Consider the following 20,446-nt stretch of genomic DNA (forward strand, 5'->3'; position numbering starts at 1 on the left):
AGATCAGGAAACTCTCACATGACCACCAAACTGCCCTCGCGCGCCGACCATGTCGGCTCCTTCCTGCGTCCGCGCGAGATTATCGAAGCGCGCGAGCATCGCGCGGCCAACAACATCGACTATGCCACCCTGCGCAAGATCGAGGACAAGGCGATTGCCGACCTCGTGAAATGGGAAGAGGAGCTGGGCCTCAAGGCGATCACCGATGGCGAATTCCGCCGCTATTTCTTCCATACCGACTTCCTGCTGAAGCTGGACGGGGTGGAAGAACAGGGCGGTATCGCCAAGGCCTTCAAGAACGACACCGGCAAGGACGTGCATTTCGCCCCGCCCAAGATGGTCGTTTCGGGCAAGATCCGCCATGTCGAACCGATCCAGCTGGCCGATTACCAATATCTCGCCAGCCTGACGAAAGAGACCGCCAAGGTGGCGATCCCTTCGCCCACCATGCTGCATTTCCGTGCGGGTCGCAGCGGCATTCCCGAAGACGTCTATCCCACGATGGACGAATTCTACGCCGACGTGGCCGCCGCCTATCGCGCGGAAGTGACGAGCCTTGCCGATGCGGGTTGCCGCTACATCCAGATGGACGACACCAACCTCGCCTATCTGTGCGACGATACCCACCGGGCCGATGCCGCCGCGCGCGGGGTCGATCCCAACGACACGCCGCGCCAGTATGCCAAGCTCATCAATGAGAGCTTCGCGAGCGCGCCGGCCGACATGATCAAGGCGGTCCACCTGTGCCGGGGCAATTTCCGCTCCAGCTGGGCGGCCGAAGGCGGCTATGAGCCGGTGGCCGAGATCATGTTCAACGAACTCGATATCGACGCCTTCTTCCTTGAATATGACGATCCCCGCTCGGGCGACTTCGCCCCGCTGCGCTTCCTGCCCAAGGGCAAGACGGTGGTGCTGGGCCTCGTCACCACCAAGCTCGGCGAGCTGGAAACCAAGGACGATATCAAGCGCCGGATCGACGAGGCGGCCAAGTTCGCCCCGCTCGACCAGCTGGCCCTGTCGCCGCAATGCGGCTTCGCCAGCACGGTCCACGGCAACGACATCTCCACCGAGCAGCAGGCGGCCAAGATCCGCCTGGTGATCGAAGTGGCCGAGGAAGTCTGGGGCTAAGCACCCCCGCCTGTTTCGTCACTGCGAGGGCATCTGCCCCTCGCAGTGACAAGCAGGGCGGATCAGGCCGGAAGGCCTTCAAGCCTGGGAATATCGCGCATCGCATCCTCCCAGCGTGCCCGGCTGGCAGTGCAGATATGGGCGACCGGGGAAATCTCCACCTCCCCGTCAAGGCTGCCTGCGGGCACTACAAGCAAAGCGCCTCCCATCTGGATGCTTGGCAGAGCGGCTCCACAAACGGAGCAGAAGCTCTTCGCATGCCGGGTATCCGGGATCTGATAATGAGCGATCTTCTCCTCGCCGTTACGCCATGTGACTGCCGCCGTCGTTGAAAACAGGTTCGCCGCATGCGCGGAACCCGTGTCTTTCCGGCAGCGGCCGCAGTGGCACAGGAAGAAGCTTTCGAAGGCTCCCTCGATCTCGAACTGCACCGCGCCGCATTGGCACGAACCCGACGTGATCTGCGGCATAGGTGTTCCTCCCGTTGGCTTCATCGCCTCTTCTGTGGGGCCTATGCTTGGTTCGATGAAGAAATGCCACCAGACGGTTGCAGCAGGGCGCCTGCGCTCGCGGGAATGACAAATTCTTCCAACTTCCGTTCGTCCTGAGCCTGTCGAAGGACACGCACCAGCCTTCGCCCAACAAGGAGTGCCGGGCTGGCGGTTTCCCGTGTCCTTCGACAGGCTCAGGACGAACGGGTGCGGGGAGGGGCGGGCGCGGGGAGGGGGCCACCAAGGCGCACATACAAAAAGGGCGGCCCCGAGAGGCCGCCCTTTCTTTTTCCGGTATGCCGGAGTTTCGGATCAGAAGGACTTCTTCACCGAAACGCGCCATTCGCGCGGCGCACCCACGGTCGAGTAGGCCGTGCCGCTGAGGGCATAGACCGACGCGAAGCGGGTCGGGGTGTAGTATTCGTCGAAGAGGTTGGTCACTTCGAGTGCAACTTCCACGTCCTTGTCCGCATTGCGATAGGTCAGGCGGGCGCTGCCAAGCGTGTAGGCGTCCAGATACTGGAGATCGGTGCTGATCGAGTCCAGCTGGTGGCCCATGTACTGCTTGTCACGATACGACACGTCGAAGCGCGGCGTGATCGTGCCCTTGTCGCCCAGGCCGATTTCGTACTGGATGCCGAAGCTGCCCTGGAAGGTCGGCGAAACGATCGGATCGTTCAGCGTCACGCTCGTGCCGACTGCCGACGCGAGATAGGTGTACTTGGAATCCAGGATGCTGACCGAGCCGTCGATGGTCAGGCCGTCGATCGGTTCTGCGAACAGTTCCGCTTCCACGCCCCAGATCTCACCGTCGCCGGCGTTGGCACGGACGGCGCAAGGTGCCGCGATGCCGCCGTAAGCGGTACAGTCGGACAGGCCGAGCTGGATGTCCTTGTAGTTGTTGTAGAAGCCGGCAATGTTCAGGCGCAGGCGGCGATCGAACAGGTCGGACTTCAGGCCCAGCTCATAGGACGTGACGGTTTCGGGCTGGAAGGTGCCCATCGTGGCGTGTGCCGGGTAGAACGGACGCGCCGTGACGCCGCCGCCCTTGAAGCCGGTGCTGACGGTCGCATAGGCCAGCAGCTGACGGTTGAAGCGGTAGTCCGCCGAAACGCGCCAGTCGATACGGTCGCCGTCATAGATCGAGACGAGGCCGTCGAGATTTTCGACGCCGCCGCCCACGGGGCCCTGGCTGTAGTCGAGCCGGCGACGCACGAAGGTGTAGTCCTTGTGCTCGTCGGTGTAGCGCAGGCCGCCCGTCAGGGTCATGTTGTCGGTCGGGTGGACGATCACGGTACCGAAGGCGGCAATCGTGTCGGCATTGACCGGGTCGTTACCCACGAACTGCAGCGGGGTGCCCGAGTAAGGACCGTAACGGATGTCCTGGATCGTGTAGTAGGTGCTCTTCTGGTCGGAATAGAAGCCGCCCAGGGTGTATTCCACCAGATCGCCGATCTTGCCGTTCAGGCGCAGTTCCTGGCTGAAGAACCAGAAATCGAGATCGTTGTAGCCGCCCGCGGCGATTGCCGGGTTCGGCGTGAAGTCGTCGTCCGAGCCCCACTTGTTGTTGTAGGTGCGGTAGGCGGTGATCGACTGGATGTTCAGCGAATCGCTGATTTCGTAGTTCGCGTGACCGGATACGCCCCAGCCTTCGAACACGTTGCGGTTGCCGGTGTACCAGTCGCCCGTCTGACCCTTGCCGTCCAGGAACCAGCTGGCATAGGTGCAGTAATCGCCGCAGATGAAGTTCGACTGCGCGTTGTTCGTGACCGAAAGAACGTCGGCCGAGCTGGTGCGGTCGGACTTCTGGTAATCGGCGGTCACCATCAGTTCGAGCTTGGAACCTTCGTAACGCAGAGCGCCACGCAGGCCGGTGTAGTTCTGTTCGCCCAGCTTATCGATGACGCAGCTGTCGTCCGAACCGGGGTGCGCCGCGATCTTCGGGGCGATGCCTTCCGGGTTGTCGGGATTGGCGCAGCCGTAATCGACCTGGTCGACATAGCCTTCCTGGTTCTTGTGCACGGCCGAGAAGCGCGCGAACAGGCTGTCGGTGATCGCGAAGTTCGCACCGGCGCGCAGTTCGATGCGGTTGCGGCTGCCGTAGCTGGCTTCGGCATAGGCTTCCGAATCCGGGCCGGGCTTCTTCGAGAACAGCTTGATCGCGCCGCCGATCGAGTTGCGGCCGGTCAGCGTGCCCTGCGGACCGCGCAGGATTTCCACGCGCTCGAGGTCGAGCAGGTCGAAGTTGGCGCCGGTCAGGGTCGGATAATAGACATCGTCGATATACATGCCCACGCCCGGTTCATAGGCGGGGTTGAAGTCGTACTGGCCGATGCCGCGGATCGAGGCCGACATGGAAGCGCCATAGGCACCGCCCTGTTCGGTCAGCGTCACGCTGGGAGCCTGAGCGGCAACAGCCTTGATGTCGTCCTGGTTGCGCGATTCAAGCAGCGCTGCGTCGACGGCCGTGATGGACAGCGGGGTGTCCTGCAGGGCCTGTTCGCGGAACTGCGCGGTCACGATGATCTCGTTGCCGCGGTTTTCTTCGGCTTCGTCCTGGGCGAAAGCGGGAGTAGCCGCAACGACGGCAAGCGTCGAAACGGCAAGGGTGAGCGCACGGCGCGACGCCGTGGAACGGTTGTATGTGGTCATGTACCTCTCCAGAAGGGCGCAATTGCGAGGGGGTGCAATTGCATAGCTAATGAATCCCCTGGTCCGGCGGCACATAGTCAGGAAAGGTTCCGTCGCAACCATTTACGCGGTGTTCTGCGCATCCGGGCAACAAGTGGTGCACGAAATCAACAGTTTGACGGAGGCAAACTGGCGCGGGCGTGACGGGGCGAACAAGTAGAACAGTTGTTCGCTGTTGCGCTGGAAAAGTATTAGGCTGATTTGGGGCTGTGGCGCGTGCAATATCAGCACATGCCCTGAAAGTGAATTGTAAGTTTTACATACAATTTGCGAAGATTTATGCAACTGAACAAACGAAGGGCGGCCACGCGGGGCCGCCCTTCAAATCTTGCCGCTTGGGCAAAAGGTTCAGAACGATTTCTTGACGCTCACCGCCCATTCGCGCGGGCGGCCAGGTTGTGCCTTGTCCAGCCCGGCGCCGGCTCCGCGCAGGTCGAACAGGGTCACGTAGTAATATTCGTCGGTGAGGTTGGTCACCTCGAGCGACACGGACAGATCCCGATCGGGATTCTGCCAGGTGAGTCTTGCATTTACGATGGTGTAGGCATCGATGTTCTGCGGCACGCCATTATACTTGAAGCCGGTATAGATATCGCCCTGATAGGTCGCGTCGATACGCGGCGTGATCGATCCGAACGAGCCGGCGTCGATTTCGTATTGTGCACCCAGCGTCCATTTCCACTTGGGCGCCCCGGCGAGCGGATCGTCAAGCGAGGTGCCGCTGACCGACGGGTCCAGCTTGGTATATTTGAAGTCGAGATAGCTGATCGAACCGTCGATGCTCAGCCCATCGACCGGACGGGCCGTGAATTCCGCCTCGACGCCCTTTTCCTCTGCGTTGCCGGCATTGACCAGCGCGGCGCAGGGGGTGGAACCGTCGGGGCAGACCGAAACGCCGATCTGCAGATCGCTCAGCTTGCCGTAGAATGCGTTCACATTCATGCGCAGCCGCCGGTCGAACAGGTCGGCCTTCACGCCGACTTCGTAATTGGTCAGCACTTCCGGAGCGAAGCTGATCGCCTGGCTGGCATAGAAAGGCCGCGGATTGGTGCCGCCGCCCTTGAAGCCGGTCGCCACGCTGCCATAGACCATCACGTCGGGTGAGAAGCGATAGTTGAGCGCAGCGCGCCAGTCCCACCTCTGCCCCTGATACGTAGCGACGAGGCCGGTGAGGGCGCCCGGTGCGCCGGCACCGTCGACCGCGCCGACCGGGTCGAGATAGGGGTTGATCGTCCCGTCCGGATTGAGGCGGAAGTAGCGATACTCCTTGCTCTCATCAGTGTAGCGCAGGCCGCCGTCGAAGGTCAGGCCGGGGGTGATTTCCCAGCTGACATTGGCGAACACCGCCTTGGCTTCGGCGGGGGTCTCGTCCGGCTGGATGAATTGCAGCGGGAACAGGCCCACGCCCGGCGCGACGTTCAGGTAGCGCAGGTCCTGATAGGAATAATAGTCGGTGCGCTGCTTGAAGTAGTAGCCGCCCAGCACTGCCGTGATGTTGTCCGCCAGCTGCGCGTTGAGCCGCAGCTCCTCGCTCCAGTTCCAGTGAGTCAGGCTGTTATAGCCGCCCGAGAGCGGGATCGGCGAAAGGTCGTCATCCACTCCGAAGGTCGTATCCCAGGCCTGATAGGCCAGGATATTGTCGATCGAGAAAGTGTCGCTCAGCCCGAAGTGGAAATTCGCGGCCAGATTGTAGCCGTCATAGACGCTCTGGTCCGAATTGCTGGTCGCCAACAAGGGCTGCCCCTCCGGCGGGGTTGCCACGCCGTAATAGGTGATCGCCGGCGACGAATAGGACGAGAAGTTGCAGAACCGCCCGCAGATGAAGCGGTTGTCGTAAGGCACGACGCCGATATTGGTGTTGGGGTTGTCGATCACATCGGTCGCTGCCAGCACTTCGCCCGCCGCGGTGTGGGAATCGTGGATATATTCCGCCGACAGGTTGATATCGATGTCGCTCGAGGGGTTGTAGCGCAGCGCCCCGCGGATCGCCTGATAGCCGACCTCGCCCAGCTTATCGATCAGGCACGAGCCTTGCGGCCGCAACGACGGAATGCCGCCTGCCGGATTGACCAGCTGGGTAGTGCCGTCATTCGCCTTGAACGTGGCCGATCCGCCCGCCGGGTAGAGGCAGCCGAAATCGTAGCGTTCGACATAGCCTTCCTGGTGCTTATAGACGCCCGAGACACGGCCCGAGAGGTCGTCGGTCAGCTTGAAGTCGAACCCGCCGCGCAGGCCGATGCGGTTACGGCTGCCATAGGTGCCTTCGAGATAGCCGGTGTTGCTGCCCTCGGGCTTGCGGGTGAACATCTTGATCGAGCCGCCTTCGGAGTTGCGTCCGGAAAGCGTGCCCTGGGGCCCGCGCAGGATTTCGACCCGTTCGAGATCGAGCAGGTCGAACACCGCGCCAGTCAGCTGCGGGTAATAGACATCGTCGATATAGATGCCCACGCCCGGCTCGAAGGCGGGGTTGAAGTCCGCCCCGCCGATCCCGCGGATCGAAACCGCGATGGAGGGCCCGAAAGAGGCGCCCTGCGGCTTCAATGTGACGTTGGGGGCGCTGTCGGCCACTTGCGCCAGATTGGTCTGGCTCTTGGCTTCCATCGTTTCTGCGGTGACCGCGGTGATGGCCAGCGGTGTGTCCTGCAGATTCTGTTCGCGGAACTGTGCGGTCACGATGATGTCCTGGTTACCGGACGTGTCCGCTTGCTCTGCCTGGGCGTAGGCCGGACTTGCGATCCCGATCGCAAGTGCGGATGCGCCGAGCACCATTGCGGTGCGCAGATTATGCCTGTCAGTCATGATACCCTCTCCAGATTATTGAGTGCATTTCTCGAAACGAGCCGGTCCGAATTTTCGTGTATCCGGCTGTAAATGCGTGCTTTCTCCTTTCCTCATTCCGTGGTGTTTGCAGCTTGCCTGCCGCCCATCAAAGGCCGGGCGGCAGGCCGGTGTCAGGCAGGAAGGTTGAACACCTTGCGGGCATTGCCTTCCATCAACATCTTCTTGTGCTCGTCGCTGATCGAGAGCCGGTCATAGGCGGCCACTTCGTCGCTCGACTGCTGATAGGGATAGTCCATGGCGTAGAGCACGCGTTCCGGGCCCAGCACGTCCATGCAGAACTTGATGCCCGGCTCCCAGCCCACGCCGCTGGTGGTGACCCAGATGTTGTTGCGGAAATAGTGGCTGACCGGGTGCTTCAGCTTCACCGGCGGCTGCCCGCCGCGCAGGCCCGCGCGGTTATCGGCATTCCCCTGCATCCAGTCGAAGCGATAGAGATGCAGCGGCAGGCATTCGCCCAGATGGCCGATCACCAGCTTGAGCTTGGGGAAGCGGTCGAAGGCGCCGGAGAAGATCAGGCCCATCGTGTGCAGCCACACATCGTGGGGGAAGCCGCCCAGTGCGCCGAAGAAGCCGCGCGTCTCGTAATGCGGGGCGTTGAAGGGCGCGGTGGGGTGGATGTAGAGCGCGCCGTCATGCGCCTCCAGCGCTTCCAGGATCGGCCAGTAATCCTGCTCGTCGATATAATGGCCCTGCCAGTGCGAGTTGAGCACTGCGCCGTTGAGCTTGAGCGTGCCCAATGCGCGGTCCAGTTCCTTCACCGATCCGGCCACGTCGCGCGGGTCGAAGGCGGCAAGGGCGGAGAAGCGGGACGGATGGCGGGCGCAGGCATCGGCGGCGATGTCGTTCCCCTCGCGCGCGAGAGGCGTGCCTTCGCCGGGCTTCACTACCTGAACGCCGGGCGCGGTGAGCAGCAGCAATTGCCGGTCGATCCCGAATTCATCCATGTGCGAGATGCGCAGCTCGCCAAGGTCCTGCAGCATTTCCTGAAGCGACGGCATCCGGGCGAACATGCCCGCCATCTTGAGGGAATCGTCGCCCGTGGCGGCCCCGCTCTCGAGATATTTCACCTGTGCCTCGACCAGCGAGGGGAAGGTCCATGCCTCTTCGGTGGCTATGCGCTTATAGGGCGCGTCCCGGTCGATATGGCCCGCGCGCGGGGCCAACCCGATCCGGGTCCTGACGCTGAAATCTTCCTCGAAATGGCCCTTCAGGCCCTTTTCGCTACCATCCGGCAGAAGCGGCATTCCTCTCTCCCTCCCTCAGCCGGCCTTTGTGGCCGGTCAGAACATTCCGTTATTGTTGCGTGCCGTCTCGGGCACTTCCTGCATCACGTCCCAATGCTCGACGACATAGCCGTCCTTGATCCGCAGAATATCTACCACGGCATAGCCGCGCTCGTCGCGCCGGCGGCGAAAATGGTGGTGGACCATTGCCAGCCCCTCGCCGTCCTTCTCCTCGCCGAAGATCACCCGTTTCACGTCGTGGGTCAGTTCGGGATTGTTGCGCACGGCGGCGTCCAGCACCTCCAGTGTGGCATCGCGACCGGTGGGAGCGTTGGGGTTGTGCTGGATATAGTTCGGGTGGACCCAGGCCTTGAAAGCGGCGGCCGGATTGTCCTGATGGTGAAACAGCTCGATGAAGCGTTCCGCCACTTCGCGGACTGACAGCTTCTCGCGGTCTGATGTATCGGCGGGATCGGTCATCGGCTGCGTCTCCCTCGCTGCTGTCAGAACATGCCGTTCGGATTGGCGGATTTTTCGGGCACGGGCTGGGTTACGTCCCAGTGCTCCACGATCTTGCAGTCCTTCACTCGCAATATGTCGACTGCCGCCGCGCCCCGGTCGTCCGGGCCGGTCTGGCCATGCAGGTGAACGGCGATCAGATCGCCGTCGACCAGAACCCGGTGCACTGTCATCCGGTGCGTGGGATTGCGCTGATAGAAGGGTTCCAGAAACGCGATGGCGGCGTCGCGCCCATCGGTCGCATGCGGGTTATGCTGGATGTAATCTTCGGCCACCCAGGTTTCGTAGGCCTCGCGGACCTTGCCCTGTTCGTAGAACAGCGGAATGAAGCCATTGGCGACGTCGCGCGTCGTGCATGGCTTCTCCGCCGCGCCGGCCGGGCCTTCCCCGGCCAGCGACGGCGCTGCAGGCAATGCCAGCAGCGCCGCGAACAGGGCCAATCTCACTTCTTCTCCTGTCCGGCCAGGACCGAGCCGAACTTGGGATGCGCGAAGTGCATCGGCACGTCCTGGCGATAGGGCCAGGTCTGGCGATGCTGGTCGGCGGGCAGCAGCACGTCCGGGCCGAGCGGATCTTCGGGGAAGGTCTTTTCTGCCGGCTGGAGGTGCGCGGTGGTGTGCGCCCAGCCCTGCTCGTAATCGCCCTGCCACTGCATCATGTAGTCCAGCCGCTTGATCTTCCAGATCCCGTCGACCTTCACATAATCGTTCTCGTAGATGCCGGCTTCCATGAACTGCTGCGGCATCATCTCTTCCTTGGTGTCCTGGAAGTCGTCATGCCAGCCGCCCAGCAGGATGCCGTGGAAGCGGCCCTTGGCGGTCTGCCGGTCAGGCGCGACGGTGATGATGTCCTGCATCTGGAAATGGTCGAGCAGCAGGCCGTTGACCGGGCCCGGTCGTCCGCCGGTGAAGCGGCCCGCGATCCAGTCGCCATAGAGGCGCTTCACACCCGCATGGCCGACATATTCGCCGGAGAGGAAGACCACCGCGCCGTCTTCGGCGAACAGGTCCGCCACTTCGTCGGGGCGGTTGAAATCGATGTAATAGCCATAGGCCCAATGCAGCCGGCGGATGGCCTGCACGTCCTCCAGCACGCCGACCTTGTGTTCCAGTTCGGCCAGGCGGGCTTCAACGTCGCTCATTTGCTCTCTCCCAATTTGCGTTCGAGCCGTTACTAACGACCGTGATAATTTTGGCGAGAGGATTTTGGAAATATGAGCACTGCTGAACGGCCCTGGGAAGGCCGGGTTGCCTTCATCACCGGCGCGGTCACCGGCATCGGCCTGGGCGTGGCGCAGGCCTTTGCGGATGCGGGGATGCGGCTGGCGCTGTCCTACCGCAACGAGGATGACAAGAACCGCGTGGCCGAATGGTTCAAGGCCAAGGGCTATGAACAGCCCCTGTTCCTCAAGCTCGACGTGACTGACCGCGCGCGTTTTGCCGAAGTGGCCGAAGAGGTGGTGAAGCACTTCGGCGAAGTCCACGTGCTGGTGAACAATGCCGGCGTCTCGGTCTTCGGGCCGACGGACGAGGCGAGCTATGACGATTATGACTGGATCATGGGCGTCAATTTCGGCGGGGTGGTGAACGGGCTCGTCTCGTTCCTGCCCAAGATCAAGGCCAGCCATGGCCGCCGCCACGTTGTGAACATCGCCAGCATGGCTGCCTTCCTGCCCGGCCCGCAGGCGGGCATCTATACCGCCAGCAAGTTCGCCGTGCGCGGGCTGACGGAATCGCTGCGATACAATCTGGCGCCGCACAAGATCGGCTGTTCGCTGTGCTGCCCGGCGCTGACCCGCACCAATGCCTGGACCAGCGCGCTGAAGCGCCCGGACGGTTTCGGCACCAGCGGCTTCCCCGATGTCGCCAAGGGCGAGCTGGAACAGTTCGGCACCGCCTTCGAGGAAGGGATGGACCCCTATGAGGTGGGCACCAAGATCCTTGCGGGCATGACCGAGCAGAAGGGCCTGATCCTGACCCACCCCGAACATGGCCCGGATTTCGAGGAAATCCACGCGGCCACCATGGCCGCGCTGCCCAAGGAGGAAGCCCCGGCCGGACGCCTCAAGATCGAACAGCTGCGCCGTGACGCGATGAAGGCCGCCGAAGCCGGGCTGGTCATCCGCCTCGACGATCTCACCTGATTTCCGTCCCCTGCCTGCCGGTGCCTGATTGGGCATTGGCAGGCCCGGACAAAAACAACATAGTGGCGGCGATCCGGCGGGGCTTCGTCCACCGGCTGGACGGGAGAAGATCAAGGAGAGAATCGATGTGCGATGATTTCACGGCGCTGGCCGATGATGCCACGCTGACGAAACGGGGCCTTAGCCGCAGGGACTTTGCGGCGATCAGTGCGGCAGCGATGGGTACGCTGACCGTCAGCACTGCATGTGCCGCGCAGGGCACCGGCCCGGCACTGACCGAATCGACCGTCACCATCACCACGCCCGACGGCAAGATGGACGCCTTCTTCGTCCACCCGGCCGAAGGCAAGCATCCCGCCGTCATCATGTATCCCGACATCGCCGGTCTGCGCGATGCCTATAAGGTGATGGCCCGCACGCTGGCCGCATCGGGCTATGCGGTGGTGGCGGTGAACCATTATTACCGCAGCGCCAAGGCGCCGGTAATGAACACCATCTCCGAATTCTTTGCCCCCGAAGGGCGCGAGAAGCTGGGGCCGATGATGGCCAAGCTTACCGTTCCGGCCATCGTCAGCGATGCCAAGGCGATCGTTGCCTGGCTCGACGCGAACCCGGCGGTCGACACGACCAAGAAGATCGCGGCCGAAGGCTATTGCATGACCGGCTCTTACGCCGTGCGCACTGCCGCTGCCGTGCCCGACCGTGTCGGCGCGGTCAGCTCGTTCCACGGTGGCGGCCTCGTCACTCCGGCGCCGGACAGCCCGCACAAGATGCTCAAGGGCACCAAGGCGCTCTACCTCTTCGCCATCGCCCAGAATGACGACAAGCGCAGCCCTGACGACAAGGTGGCCCTGCGCCACGCGGCGGAAGATGCGGGCGTTGGCGCTCGGGTCGAAGTATTCGCCGCCGATCACGGCTGGTGCACGGTGGATTCGGCCGCATACGAGCAGGTCGAAGCCGAACGCGCGCGTACGCTCTCGCTGTGGAACTACGGCAAGATGGGCTGATCTGCCCGGCGTCACGCCAAGGTTTAAAAAGGCCCCGTCTCACCAAGTGAGGCGGGGCCTTTTTCTCGGGAGCGGTCGTGGCCTTGGAAATACCTACACCAGCCCTCAATTGTCACCCTGAACTTGTTTCAGGGTCCATTTCTCCGGATCGAGCAGCAGCCTACGCTGAAAGATGGATGCTGAAACAAGTTCAGCATGACGATAGTGCGTTGCCCTTGCCGCCTCAGCGCAGGTTCTTGCGCTCGATCGTCACGTCCGGATCGTTGCACAGGCCGCAATCCTCGCCGGTGAAGCTGCGTGCAGCCTTCTGGCTGCCGCGCAATTGCCACTCCAGCCAGTCCACCGCGATCCGCGCGCCCTTGCCGCCCAGCGGCTCGTGATAAGTGCCGCCATGGCCCGTGGGCAGGTTCACCATCACGGCGGGCACGTGGTTGATGTGTTCGAAATCGTCCTTGCCGTTGGCATAGGCGATGTCGGTCGGCCCGCCCTGGATATAGATCACCGGAGTGTGGATTTTTGCCAGCGCGCTCTTGGGCAGTTCCATGCCGGGAATGCCCAGCGAAGGATCGGTCAGCAACCCGCTGTTCTGGATCACCAGAGTGTCGATCCGGGGATCGGGGGCGATCTCCAGCGCCTGAATGCCGCCGCAGCTGAACCCGCCCGCAGCAATGGCCTTTTGGTCGATCATGCCCTCATAGGGGCTGCCCTTGCGCGCATTTTCGGCCAGCGCCCAGTCGAGCGCACTGGTCAGGTCGGCTGCGGTGGTGGGCGGCGGGGGATAGGATCCATCGGCGTTACGCCCACGCGGTGCGGCCTTGGGATCGCGCGCGTTCGGCCCGCTGCGCCACTTGCCCGGCGCGATCACCAGATAGCCATAGGAAGCGATCTGCGAGAGATGCAGGCGCGAACTGGTGGCATCGTCCGCACAGGCACCATTGCCCCATAGGAACAGGCCCAGCTTGCCCTTGCCCAGCTTCGACAGGTCCGCGGGGCGATAGATCACGTGATCGGGCAGGGAAGGGGCGACCTCGATCAGAGAGGGGTAGGGGCCATCCCCGGCAGTGTCGGGCACCTTGTCCCGCTCGGCCTCTTGCCGCGCCATATCCTCGGGCGAAGTTTGGGCGGCGGCCTGCGCCGTCAGGCCGGCGGCGGCAAGCAGGGCAAGCCCGCCAGTCAGGTAACGGAGCTTCCTTTGCATCTCTTCCCCCTCTTATGATCTATTCGAACCAGTAGGCAGTGCCTCGCATTTCCAGGCTGACGCGGGCGGGTGCATCGGGGCCGACCGCCGGATTGTCGAAGGCGCCATGGGGCATCAGCCGCGCCTTGTCCGTGTCGCTCTCGCTGGTCTTGAACACGATCGCCTCATCGGGCCGCATGTCGCTGTAATAATACCAGCGGTGGGCCGGATTGTGCTTGATCACGTAATTGCCGAAGCTCCATTCGGGCCCGCCATCCGGCGGATCGAAAATCGCCAGGCAGTCGATCAAATCGCCTTCCTCCACGCTGGGCCATGCGCACAGCGCCAGCGGCACGTCCTGCGGCGGGCCGGAAAGCACGCGCCAGACATTATATTGCGCGCTGCGCACGATCTTGCGCCCGCCGGTGATTTCCGGGCCGGGCGCGCCCTTGTCGCGGGCCTCCTCGGCAGCGGAGATCGACATGTCGACATGGGCGAAGCGCGCGGGGTGCGAATTGTCATGCGCCGCGTTCTGGCCCAGCCTTTCGGAAAAGCGCAGGATGCCGCGCGGCACCATGGCGACATGATCGGCGCCGCTGACGTCCTTCAGCAATTGCTCGATCTCGCCGGCATGGACATGCAGCACGGCGTCCAGATCGGTCAGGTCGGGAACGGCGCTGGCATGCTCCACCAGCATGAAGCCTTCGCGGTCGAGCGAGGCATCCATGCCCCGCGCATCCTCGATCTCCATTTCGACCGGAGCGAGCGGGACATAGTCCTTCTCATGAGCGTTGGCGTAGAAATAGGGCTGCTTGCCGGTATCCTCGGTATAGCCGATTGCCGCGCGCACGCTTCCGCCTGCCATATGTCCCGTTCCCTCTCCTCGCGGTGTCCGCTTTGCTTAAGCGAAGTCTTCCGTGTCGATCGTCGGCCGGATCGCGTCGTGATAACGGTGTCCGGCAACCGTCTGCTGGTTGATCAGTGCATCCGCCCGGTCAAGCACATCCTGCGAGATGGCAACGTTGGCGGCGTTGTAATTGTCTTCCAGATGCTGGAGGCTGGTGGTGCCGGGGATTACATGCACATTGTCCCCGCGGCTCAGCACCCAGGCATTGGCGAGCTGGCCGGGCGTCACGCCCGCTTCGGTGGCAAGCGCCACGAACTGCTCAATCAGTGCCAGGTTCTTGGGCCAGTTTTCCGCATTGAAGCGCGGCATGACGTTGCGCAGATCGCCCTGTTCCAGCGTGGTCGGGTCTTTCAGTACACCGCCCAGCGCGCCGCGGCCTACCGGGGAGAAGGCAACCAGCGGAATGCCCAGTTCCTTGCACGTATCCAGAACGCCCAGTTCGACATTGCGGGTCCACAGCGAATATTCGGTCTGCACCGCGCCCACCGGATGAACCGCATGGGCCTCGCGAATATGGGCGGAACTCCATTCGGACACGCCATAGGCGCCGATCTTGCCCGCATCGATGGCGGCCTTCATCGCGCCCACGGAATCGGCGATCGGCACCTTCGGATCGAAGCGGTGCATATAGTAAAGGTCGATATGGTCGGTATCGAGCAGCTTCAGGCTGGTCTCGATCGCGCTTTCGATCGCTTCGGGGCTGCAATCGACGCCGCGCTTGGGGCCTTCCACCACGATGCCGCATTTGGATGCGAGGAAGAACTCCTTGCGGCGGCCCTTCAGTGCCTCGGCGATCAGCGCCTCGTTCTTGCCCGCGCCATAGATGCGGGCAGTGTCGAGGTGATCGTAACCCAGATCGAGCGCGCGGTTGAGCAGCTTGATCCCGTCTTCCTGGCTCGGCGGAGTGCCATAGGCCCAGGACAGGTTCATGCAGCCGAGGCCGACGGGATGGACGGAGCGGTTTGCCAGTTGGCGCTTCATGGATTTCCTCGTCTGGAGCGTGAAGGGGGCTCAGCGGATGGCGGCCTGAACCGCCTTGCCGGCCCTCTTTAATCGCCGGGCGCGTATTGGCAATCGGCTGCGCGAGCCAGATGCGCGCTCAGTGCGAAGAGAGTGCGCCCTTCGCCCAGTCGAGATAGTCGGCGATGCTGGCATGGACGGCATCGGCCGAATGGATATAGTCGTCGCGCTGGGTGCTGATCGCGTGCAGCGACCAGCGGGCCTGATGGTTGGCAAGCCGCGTGCGCACGCCGTCGAGCCGATGCTGGAACTCCGCGAACAGTTCAGGGCGATAGCGCAGGCGCTCATCCCCCGGCAGGCTGCCGATCAGATTGCCCGTCGCGGTGGAGAATTCCTGCCGCAGCGAGACGATCTGCCCATTAAGGTCCGGGCCGGCCTTGTGCACCGCGACCCGCATCTGGCGATTTATCTGTTCCATGGCGCCTAAGATGCGCTCAAGTTCAGCCAAGGCGAATACTCCCCCAAGTTTCGCAAAAAACACGGGCCCAACGCCTAAATCGTTGAACCCGTGTAATGATTTACCCGTAACTGCTAAATCCGCAACCGTAACCGCGCCGAAACGTTTGAGAATCGGCGCGGCAGTGCGGGAATCAGGACCAGCCGTCCTGAGCTTCGAGGCTGGCGGCCAGTTCGCCGATCACGCGGTAGCAGTCCAGCACGCTGGAGACCGAGGAATTCGGCTCGCGGCCTTCGCGGATCGCGGCGACGAATTCACGGTCCTGCAGCTCGATGCCATTGTTCGAAATGGTCGTGCCGGTCAGGTCGATGGGTTCTTCCTTGCCGGTGACGAGATCGTCGTAACGGGCGATGTAGGTCGCATTGTCGCCGATATAGCGGAAGAAGGTGCCGAGCGGCCCGTCATTGTTGAACGACAGCGAGAGGGTGCAGATCGCGCCCGTTTCGCTCTTGAGCTGGATCGACATGTCCATGGCGATGCCCAGTTCCGGGTGCTTGGGGCCCTGGATGGCATTGGCCGTCACGATCTTGCCCGCCTGATAGGCGAACAGGTCGATCGTATGCGCCGCGTGGTGCCACAGCAGGTGGTCGGTCCAGCTGCGCGGCTCGCCCTTGGCGTTCATGTTCTTGCGGCGGAAGAAATAGGTCTGAACGTCCATCTGCTGGATGTTCAGTTCGCCCGCTGCGATCTTGTTATGAACGTACTGGTGGCTCGGGTTGAAGCGGCGGGTGTGGCCCACCATGCAGACCAGGCCGGTTTCCTTCTGCTTGGCTTCCACTGCTTCCGCATCGGCCCAGCTATCGGACAGGGGGATTTCCACCTGCACGTGCTTACCCGCATTCATGCAGGCGATGGCCTGTTCGGCGTGCATCTGGGTGGGGGTGCACAGGATCACCGCGTCCACATCGTCGCGCTCCAGCGCTTCCGAAAGTTCGGTGCCCGAATGCTTCGCGCCATATTTGGCGGCCACTTCCGCGGCCTGATCGGCACGGCGGGAAATGACCGAGGTGATTTCGACGCCTTCGACGTTCTTCAGGCCATCGAGGTGCTTTTCACCGAAAGCACCGGCGCCCACGAGTGCAATGCGCATGGTTCTTCTCCAAAAATTCGTCGTCCCGGACTTGATCCGGGACCGCTATCGGTTGGTACCAACCTGCCAGCGGTCCCGGCTTTCGCCGGGACGACGTGTAACTATCAGGCCCCGGCGGTAAGGCTGTGGCCGCTCATCACCTTGCGCGGTTCGAGCGGAGCGCCGGCGGTTTCTTCCGGCTGGAGCAGCAGGGCGCCCAGCGCGGTGTTGGAAGCCGGGATGTGGTAGAAGGTATAGAGGTCCTTCACCTTGTCGCCCAGCGCGCCGCGCATGATCAGCCACATCACCAGTTCGATGCCTTCGCTGCCTGCTTCGCGCAGATATTCGATATGCGGCATCTTGCTGAGGGTTTCGGGGTCCTTGATCAGCATGTCGATGAAGTTCAGATCGAACTCCTTGTTGATCAGGCCCGCGCGCGGACCCTGCAACTGGTGGCTCATGCCGCCCGTGCCCCAGACATGGACGTTCAGGTCTTCCGGGAAGCTCTCGACCGCGGCGCGGATGGAATCGCCCAGGTTGAAGCAGCGGCGGCCCGACGGCGGCGGATAGGTCACGACGTTGACCGGCAGAGGAATGACCTTGCAGGGCCATTCTTCCGGCTCGCCGAAGATCATCGACAGCGGCACGGTGCAGCCGTGGTCCACGTCCATCTTGTTGAAGATGGTCATGTCGAAATCGTCGAGGATCAGGCTCTGGGCGATGTGCCAGGCAAGATCCGGGTGGCCGATCACGTCGGGAACCGGGCGCGGGCCCCAGCCTTCGTCGGCCGGCTTGAAGCTTTCGGCGCAACCGATGGAGAAGGTCGGGATCACGTTCATGTCGAAGGCGGAAGCGTGGTCGTTATAAACCAGCACCACCACGTCGGGCATGTTGCCCGGCTGCTTGATCCATTCCTTGATCGGTTCGTAGCCCTTGAAGACCGGACCCCAATATTCGTTGTCCGACGTCTTGGTCTGCAGGGCGGCGCCCAGCGCGGGGATGTGGCTGGACGTAATGCCAGTGGTAACGCGTGCCATGATCAGAAACCTCCCTTGATCGAGCGCACGCCTTCGGGCGAACGGCCACCATCGATCATCATCTTTGCATATTCTTCCTGGGTCATGCCCGTCATCGAACCGGCGGCGAACTGGAAGCTCTTGCCGTCGGTCGAGAACAGCTTGGACAGGAAGTAGACGTTGCCGCCTTCATCGATCATCGCGTTGTAATTGCGGTCCAGCACGGCCTGCTTGGCGGCCGGGGTCAGGTTCCACTCGTCGAGATACGCGCTTTCGTCGGCCTTGAACCGCTCGCGGTTCTCTTCCTTCATCAGGCTCATGGCGAACTGGTTCAGCCAGTAGCCCTTGCGCGCGCGCTTTGCGGTGAACACCCGGGTGCCCGGGATATCGTCGAATGCCGCGAGGTATTCGTGGATGTCGATCCTCTGCTTCTTTTCGCTCATTGCTCTTTCCATTCGTAGGTCAGGGGCGCCTCTTTGAAGGCGAAACGGTCGATATGGCGTTCGATCACGCCGCGCAGGTGGACGTTGCGTTCGGCATCGCCGGTCACGAGAGTGATCGCGATCCCCTCGCCGTGAACCTGCATCGTCGCATTCTCGATCTCGGAAAACGGAAACGCGCCCAGCCCGTCAGCATAGCTGGTGGCCATCTTGTGGCTCCAGTGGCTGACGAGCTGCTGGATATACCGTTCCGGCTTTGCGCAGCGCGCAAGGCCGGTTGCAACGGTAGCGGTTTCGTTTGCGGTCATAGGCCACGTTCCTTCAGTCTGGCATCAAGCCTCGGGAACACCTTACGCGCATTGCCTTCGAAGATGGCGTGTTTCTCTGTGTCAGAGATATCGAGCGCGTCGATATAGCGCTTCGTATCGTCGAAATAATGGCCGGTCGTCGGGTCGATCCCGCGCACCGCGCCCACCATTTCGCTGCCGAACAGGATGTTCTTGTTCTCGATCACGTCGGCCAGCAGGTCGATGCCCGGCTGGTGATAGACGCAGGTGTCGAAGAAGATGTTGTTCATCAGATGCTGGTCGAGCGAGGGCTTCTTCAGCATGTCGGCCAGACCGCGATAGCGACCCCAGTGATAGGGTACCGCGCCGCCGCCATGCGGGATGATGAAGCGCAGGGTCGGGAAGTCGGAGAACAGGTCGCCTTCCAGCAGCTGCATGAAGGCCACCGTATCGGCCGCGAGGTAATAGCCGCCCGTGGCGTGCATCGCCGGGTTGCAGCTGCCCGAGACGTGGATCATCGCCGGAACGTCCAGCTCCACCATCTTCTCGTAGAAGGGATACCAGAACTTGTCGGTCAGCGCGGGCTGCTTGAAATAGCCGCCGCTGGCATCCGGGTTGAGGTTGCAGCCGATGAAGCCGAGTTCGGTCACGCAGCGTTCCAGCTCCGCGATGGAGCTGGTCATGTCCGCTTCCTGCGACTGGGGCAGCATGCACACGCCGACGAAGGTTTCGGGGAACAGGTCGACCACGCGACCGATCAGGTCGTTGCAGGCGCGCGCCCACGGCACGGCGACCGACTGGTCGCCCACATGCGGGGCCATGGCGCTGGCGCGGGGGGAGAAGATGGTCAGGTCCGCGCCGCGTTCCTTGATCAGGCGCAGCTGGTTCTGCTCGATCGTCTCGCGGATCTCGTCATCGGAGATTTCGGGATAGGCCGGCGCGGCCACGCCTGCCTTGAAGGCGGCCTTCTGCTCCTCGCGCCAGGCATCGTGCCCCTTGGGCAGGACGGTATAATGGCCGTGGCAGTCGATCACCATTGTCATGCTGTGCGGTTCCTTTTCTAAATGCGCCTTGCGTCGGCCTTGGCCTGTCAGCCTTTGGCCGCGCGGCGCTGCAGCACTACAGTGCCGCGTGTCATAACGGGTTCGATGCCGAGGTCGAGCAGGGTCTTGGCCGACTCTTCCATTTCGGCGGCGCGGCGCATGCCGTGCGTCTCCATCCGCTCGCGATTATAGGCGAAACGTTCCGCCCAGGGTTCATGCTTCTCGCTGGCGTCGAGCGAGGCGGTCACTTCGTTGAACACGCCGGCGGCGCGAGCCGCCTCGGCGCATTCCCAGCTCAGTGCCTCCAGCCCCTTGACCATGACGGAGCGGATCATCTTGATCGCGCTGGCGCGGCCCACTTCGTCGCCCACGATGCGCGTATTGGCAAAGCCCAGCGTGTTGAGATGGCTCATCGCCTCTTGCGCGGCCTTGCCCGCGATCAGCAGGGGCACAGCCAGCGCCTTGGGATCGACCGGGGCCATCACCGCCACATCGACATAGCGCCCGCCCATTTCCTCAACGCTGGCCGCGGCCATGCGCTTCGTGTCCGGCGAGACGGAGTTCATGTCGCACCAGATGGTGCCGGGGGTGAGGAAGGGCGCGTAATCGCGCGCGACGGGCAGGGCGGAATCGGCGGTGACGAGGGACAGGACGATCGTGGCGTCCCTCAGCGCCTCTTCCGCGCTGGTGCAGGCAGTGATGCCGCATTGCTGCATGATGGCGCCGCGTTCGTCCCTGACGTCGAAAGCGCGGGCGCTGCCGCCCCATTGCCCGGCTCGGGCAAAGGTCGATCCGGCTTCGCCGAAGCCGATAAGGGCCAGACGGGGCAGGTTCGCACTCATGATTCGGATTCGCGGTTTCCTCTCTGTTCGCGCGCTTACTGAATGTAAGTGTTACTTACAAGTTTGCCTGCGGGACTTTCAGGCCCACGGAAGGCTTGACGCGAGGGCGCTGCCGGATGCAAGCGCCCGGCTGTGTTTTCTGTAT

20 protein-coding genes are annotated in these 20,446 nt (G+C 62.8%); 3 read left to right on the top strand and 17 right to left on the bottom strand.

All coding sequences use genetic code 11. The features are described 5' to 3' along the window. Positions 1-18 precede the first annotated feature (18 nt). On the top strand, positions 19-1,128 hold the full coding sequence (locus WFP36_RS08425) for a 5-methyltetrahydropteroyltriglutamate--homocysteine S-methyltransferase (RefSeq protein ID WP_336979606.1): 1,110 nt from the start codon (positions 19-21) through the stop codon (positions 1,126-1,128). 62 nt (positions 1,129-1,190) lie between these two features. On the opposite strand, the gene WFP36_RS08430 is transcribed toward WFP36_RS08425, so the two are convergent. From WFP36_RS08430 to WFP36_RS08460, 7 genes are all read right to left on the bottom strand, one after another. Next, positions 1,191-1,622 (bottom strand): GFA family protein, encoded by a 432-nt coding sequence (locus WFP36_RS08430; RefSeq protein ID WP_463323410.1) that lies wholly within the window; start codon positions 1,620-1,622, stop codon positions 1,191-1,193. Between the two features lie 309 nt (positions 1,623-1,931). Further along, entirely contained in the window at positions 1,932-4,271 is a 2,340-nt protein-coding gene (locus WFP36_RS08435; RefSeq protein WP_336979608.1) for a TonB-dependent receptor, read from the bottom strand. 387 nt (positions 4,272-4,658) lie between these two features. Next, positions 4,659-7,109, bottom strand: a complete 2,451-nt coding sequence (locus tag WFP36_RS08440) for a TonB-dependent receptor (RefSeq protein ID WP_336979610.1) — start codon at positions 7,107-7,109, stop codon at positions 4,659-4,661. Between the two features lie 152 nt (positions 7,110-7,261). Then, positions 7,262-8,395 (bottom strand): amidohydrolase family protein, encoded by a 1,134-nt coding sequence (locus tag WFP36_RS08445; protein WP_336979612.1) that lies wholly within the window; start codon positions 8,393-8,395, stop codon positions 7,262-7,264. A 36-nt stretch (positions 8,396-8,431) separates the two neighbouring features. After that, a complete protein-coding gene (locus WFP36_RS08450) occupies positions 8,432-8,854 on the bottom strand; it encodes a nuclear transport factor 2 family protein (RefSeq protein WP_336979613.1) in 423 nt (140 codons plus the stop codon). Between the two features lie 23 nt (positions 8,855-8,877). Next, complete coding sequence (locus tag WFP36_RS08455) at positions 8,878-9,339, bottom strand: nuclear transport factor 2 family protein (protein ID WP_336979614.1); 462 nt, start codon at positions 9,337-9,339, stop codon at positions 8,878-8,880. Continuing rightward, the gene (locus WFP36_RS08460; protein ID WP_336979615.1) at positions 9,336-10,034 is read right to left on the bottom strand and encodes a nuclear transport factor 2 family protein; all 699 of its coding nucleotides are present in this window, start codon (positions 10,032-10,034) and stop codon (positions 9,336-9,338) included. Before WFP36_RS08460 ends, WFP36_RS08455 begins: the two co-directional genes overlap by 4 nt. Before the next feature lie 72 nt (positions 10,035-10,106). Between WFP36_RS08460 and WFP36_RS08465 the strand changes: the two genes are divergently transcribed. Continuing rightward, positions 10,107-11,036, top strand: coding sequence for an SDR family NAD(P)-dependent oxidoreductase (locus tag WFP36_RS08465; protein WP_336979616.1), 930 nt, complete (start codon positions 10,107-10,109; stop codon positions 11,034-11,036). Between the two features lie 125 nt (positions 11,037-11,161). After that, a complete protein-coding gene (locus WFP36_RS08470; protein ID WP_336979618.1) occupies positions 11,162-12,043 on the top strand; it encodes a dienelactone hydrolase family protein in 882 nt (293 codons plus the stop codon). A 223-nt stretch (positions 12,044-12,266) separates the two neighbouring features. Here WFP36_RS08470 and WFP36_RS08475 read toward each other — a convergent pair whose 3' ends face one another. The 10 genes from WFP36_RS08475 to WFP36_RS08520 all read right to left on the bottom strand — a co-directional run bounded on the left by WFP36_RS08475 (position 12,267) and on the right by WFP36_RS08520 (position 20,301). Beyond that, a complete protein-coding gene (locus tag WFP36_RS08475; protein WP_336979620.1) occupies positions 12,267-13,241 on the bottom strand; it encodes an alpha/beta hydrolase in 975 nt (324 codons plus the stop codon). A gap of 19 nt (positions 13,242-13,260) precedes the next feature. Further along, on the bottom strand, positions 13,261-14,085 hold the full coding sequence (locus WFP36_RS08480; protein ID WP_336979622.1) for a CmcJ/NvfI family oxidoreductase: 825 nt from the start codon (positions 14,083-14,085) through the stop codon (positions 13,261-13,263). Positions 14,086-14,121: 36 nt separating this feature from the next. After that, positions 14,122-15,108, bottom strand: coding sequence for an aldo/keto reductase (locus WFP36_RS08485; protein WP_336979623.1), 987 nt, complete (start codon positions 15,106-15,108; stop codon positions 14,122-14,124). 118 nt (positions 15,109-15,226) lie between these two features. Next, on the bottom strand, positions 15,227-15,565 hold the full coding sequence (locus tag WFP36_RS08490; protein WP_336979624.1) for a hypothetical protein: 339 nt from the start codon (positions 15,563-15,565) through the stop codon (positions 15,227-15,229). 172 nt (positions 15,566-15,737) lie between these two features. Then, entirely contained in the window at positions 15,738-16,694 is a 957-nt protein-coding gene (locus WFP36_RS08495; RefSeq protein WP_336979626.1) for a Gfo/Idh/MocA family oxidoreductase, read from the bottom strand. Positions 16,695-16,798: 104 nt separating this feature from the next. Next, positions 16,799-17,710: a class III extradiol dioxygenase subunit beta gene (locus WFP36_RS08500; RefSeq protein ID WP_336979628.1), complete on the bottom strand. Its 912-nt coding sequence runs from the start codon at positions 17,708-17,710 to the stop codon at positions 16,799-16,801. 2 nt (positions 17,711-17,712) lie between these two features. Continuing rightward, entirely contained in the window at positions 17,713-18,132 is a 420-nt protein-coding gene (gene ligA / locus WFP36_RS08505; protein ID WP_336979630.1) for a protocatechuate 4,5-dioxygenase subunit alpha, read from the bottom strand. Beyond that, positions 18,129-18,437: a DUF2218 domain-containing protein gene (locus WFP36_RS08510; RefSeq protein WP_336979631.1), complete on the bottom strand. Its 309-nt coding sequence runs from the start codon at positions 18,435-18,437 to the stop codon at positions 18,129-18,131. Before WFP36_RS08510 ends, ligA begins: the two co-directional genes overlap by 4 nt. Then, complete coding sequence (locus WFP36_RS08515; protein WP_336979635.1) at positions 18,434-19,459, bottom strand: amidohydrolase family protein; 1,026 nt, start codon at positions 19,457-19,459, stop codon at positions 18,434-18,436. Before WFP36_RS08515 ends, WFP36_RS08510 begins: the two co-directional genes overlap by 4 nt. 47 nt (positions 19,460-19,506) lie before the next feature. Beyond that, a complete protein-coding gene (locus WFP36_RS08520; protein ID WP_336979637.1) occupies positions 19,507-20,301 on the bottom strand; it encodes an NAD(P)-dependent oxidoreductase in 795 nt (264 codons plus the stop codon). Positions 20,302-20,446: the final 145 nt, after the last annotated feature.

Source organism: Fulverythrobacter fulvus, from assembly GCF_037154085.1.
GTDB lineage: Bacteria > Pseudomonadota > Alphaproteobacteria > Sphingomonadales > Sphingomonadaceae > Andeanibacterium > Andeanibacterium fulvum.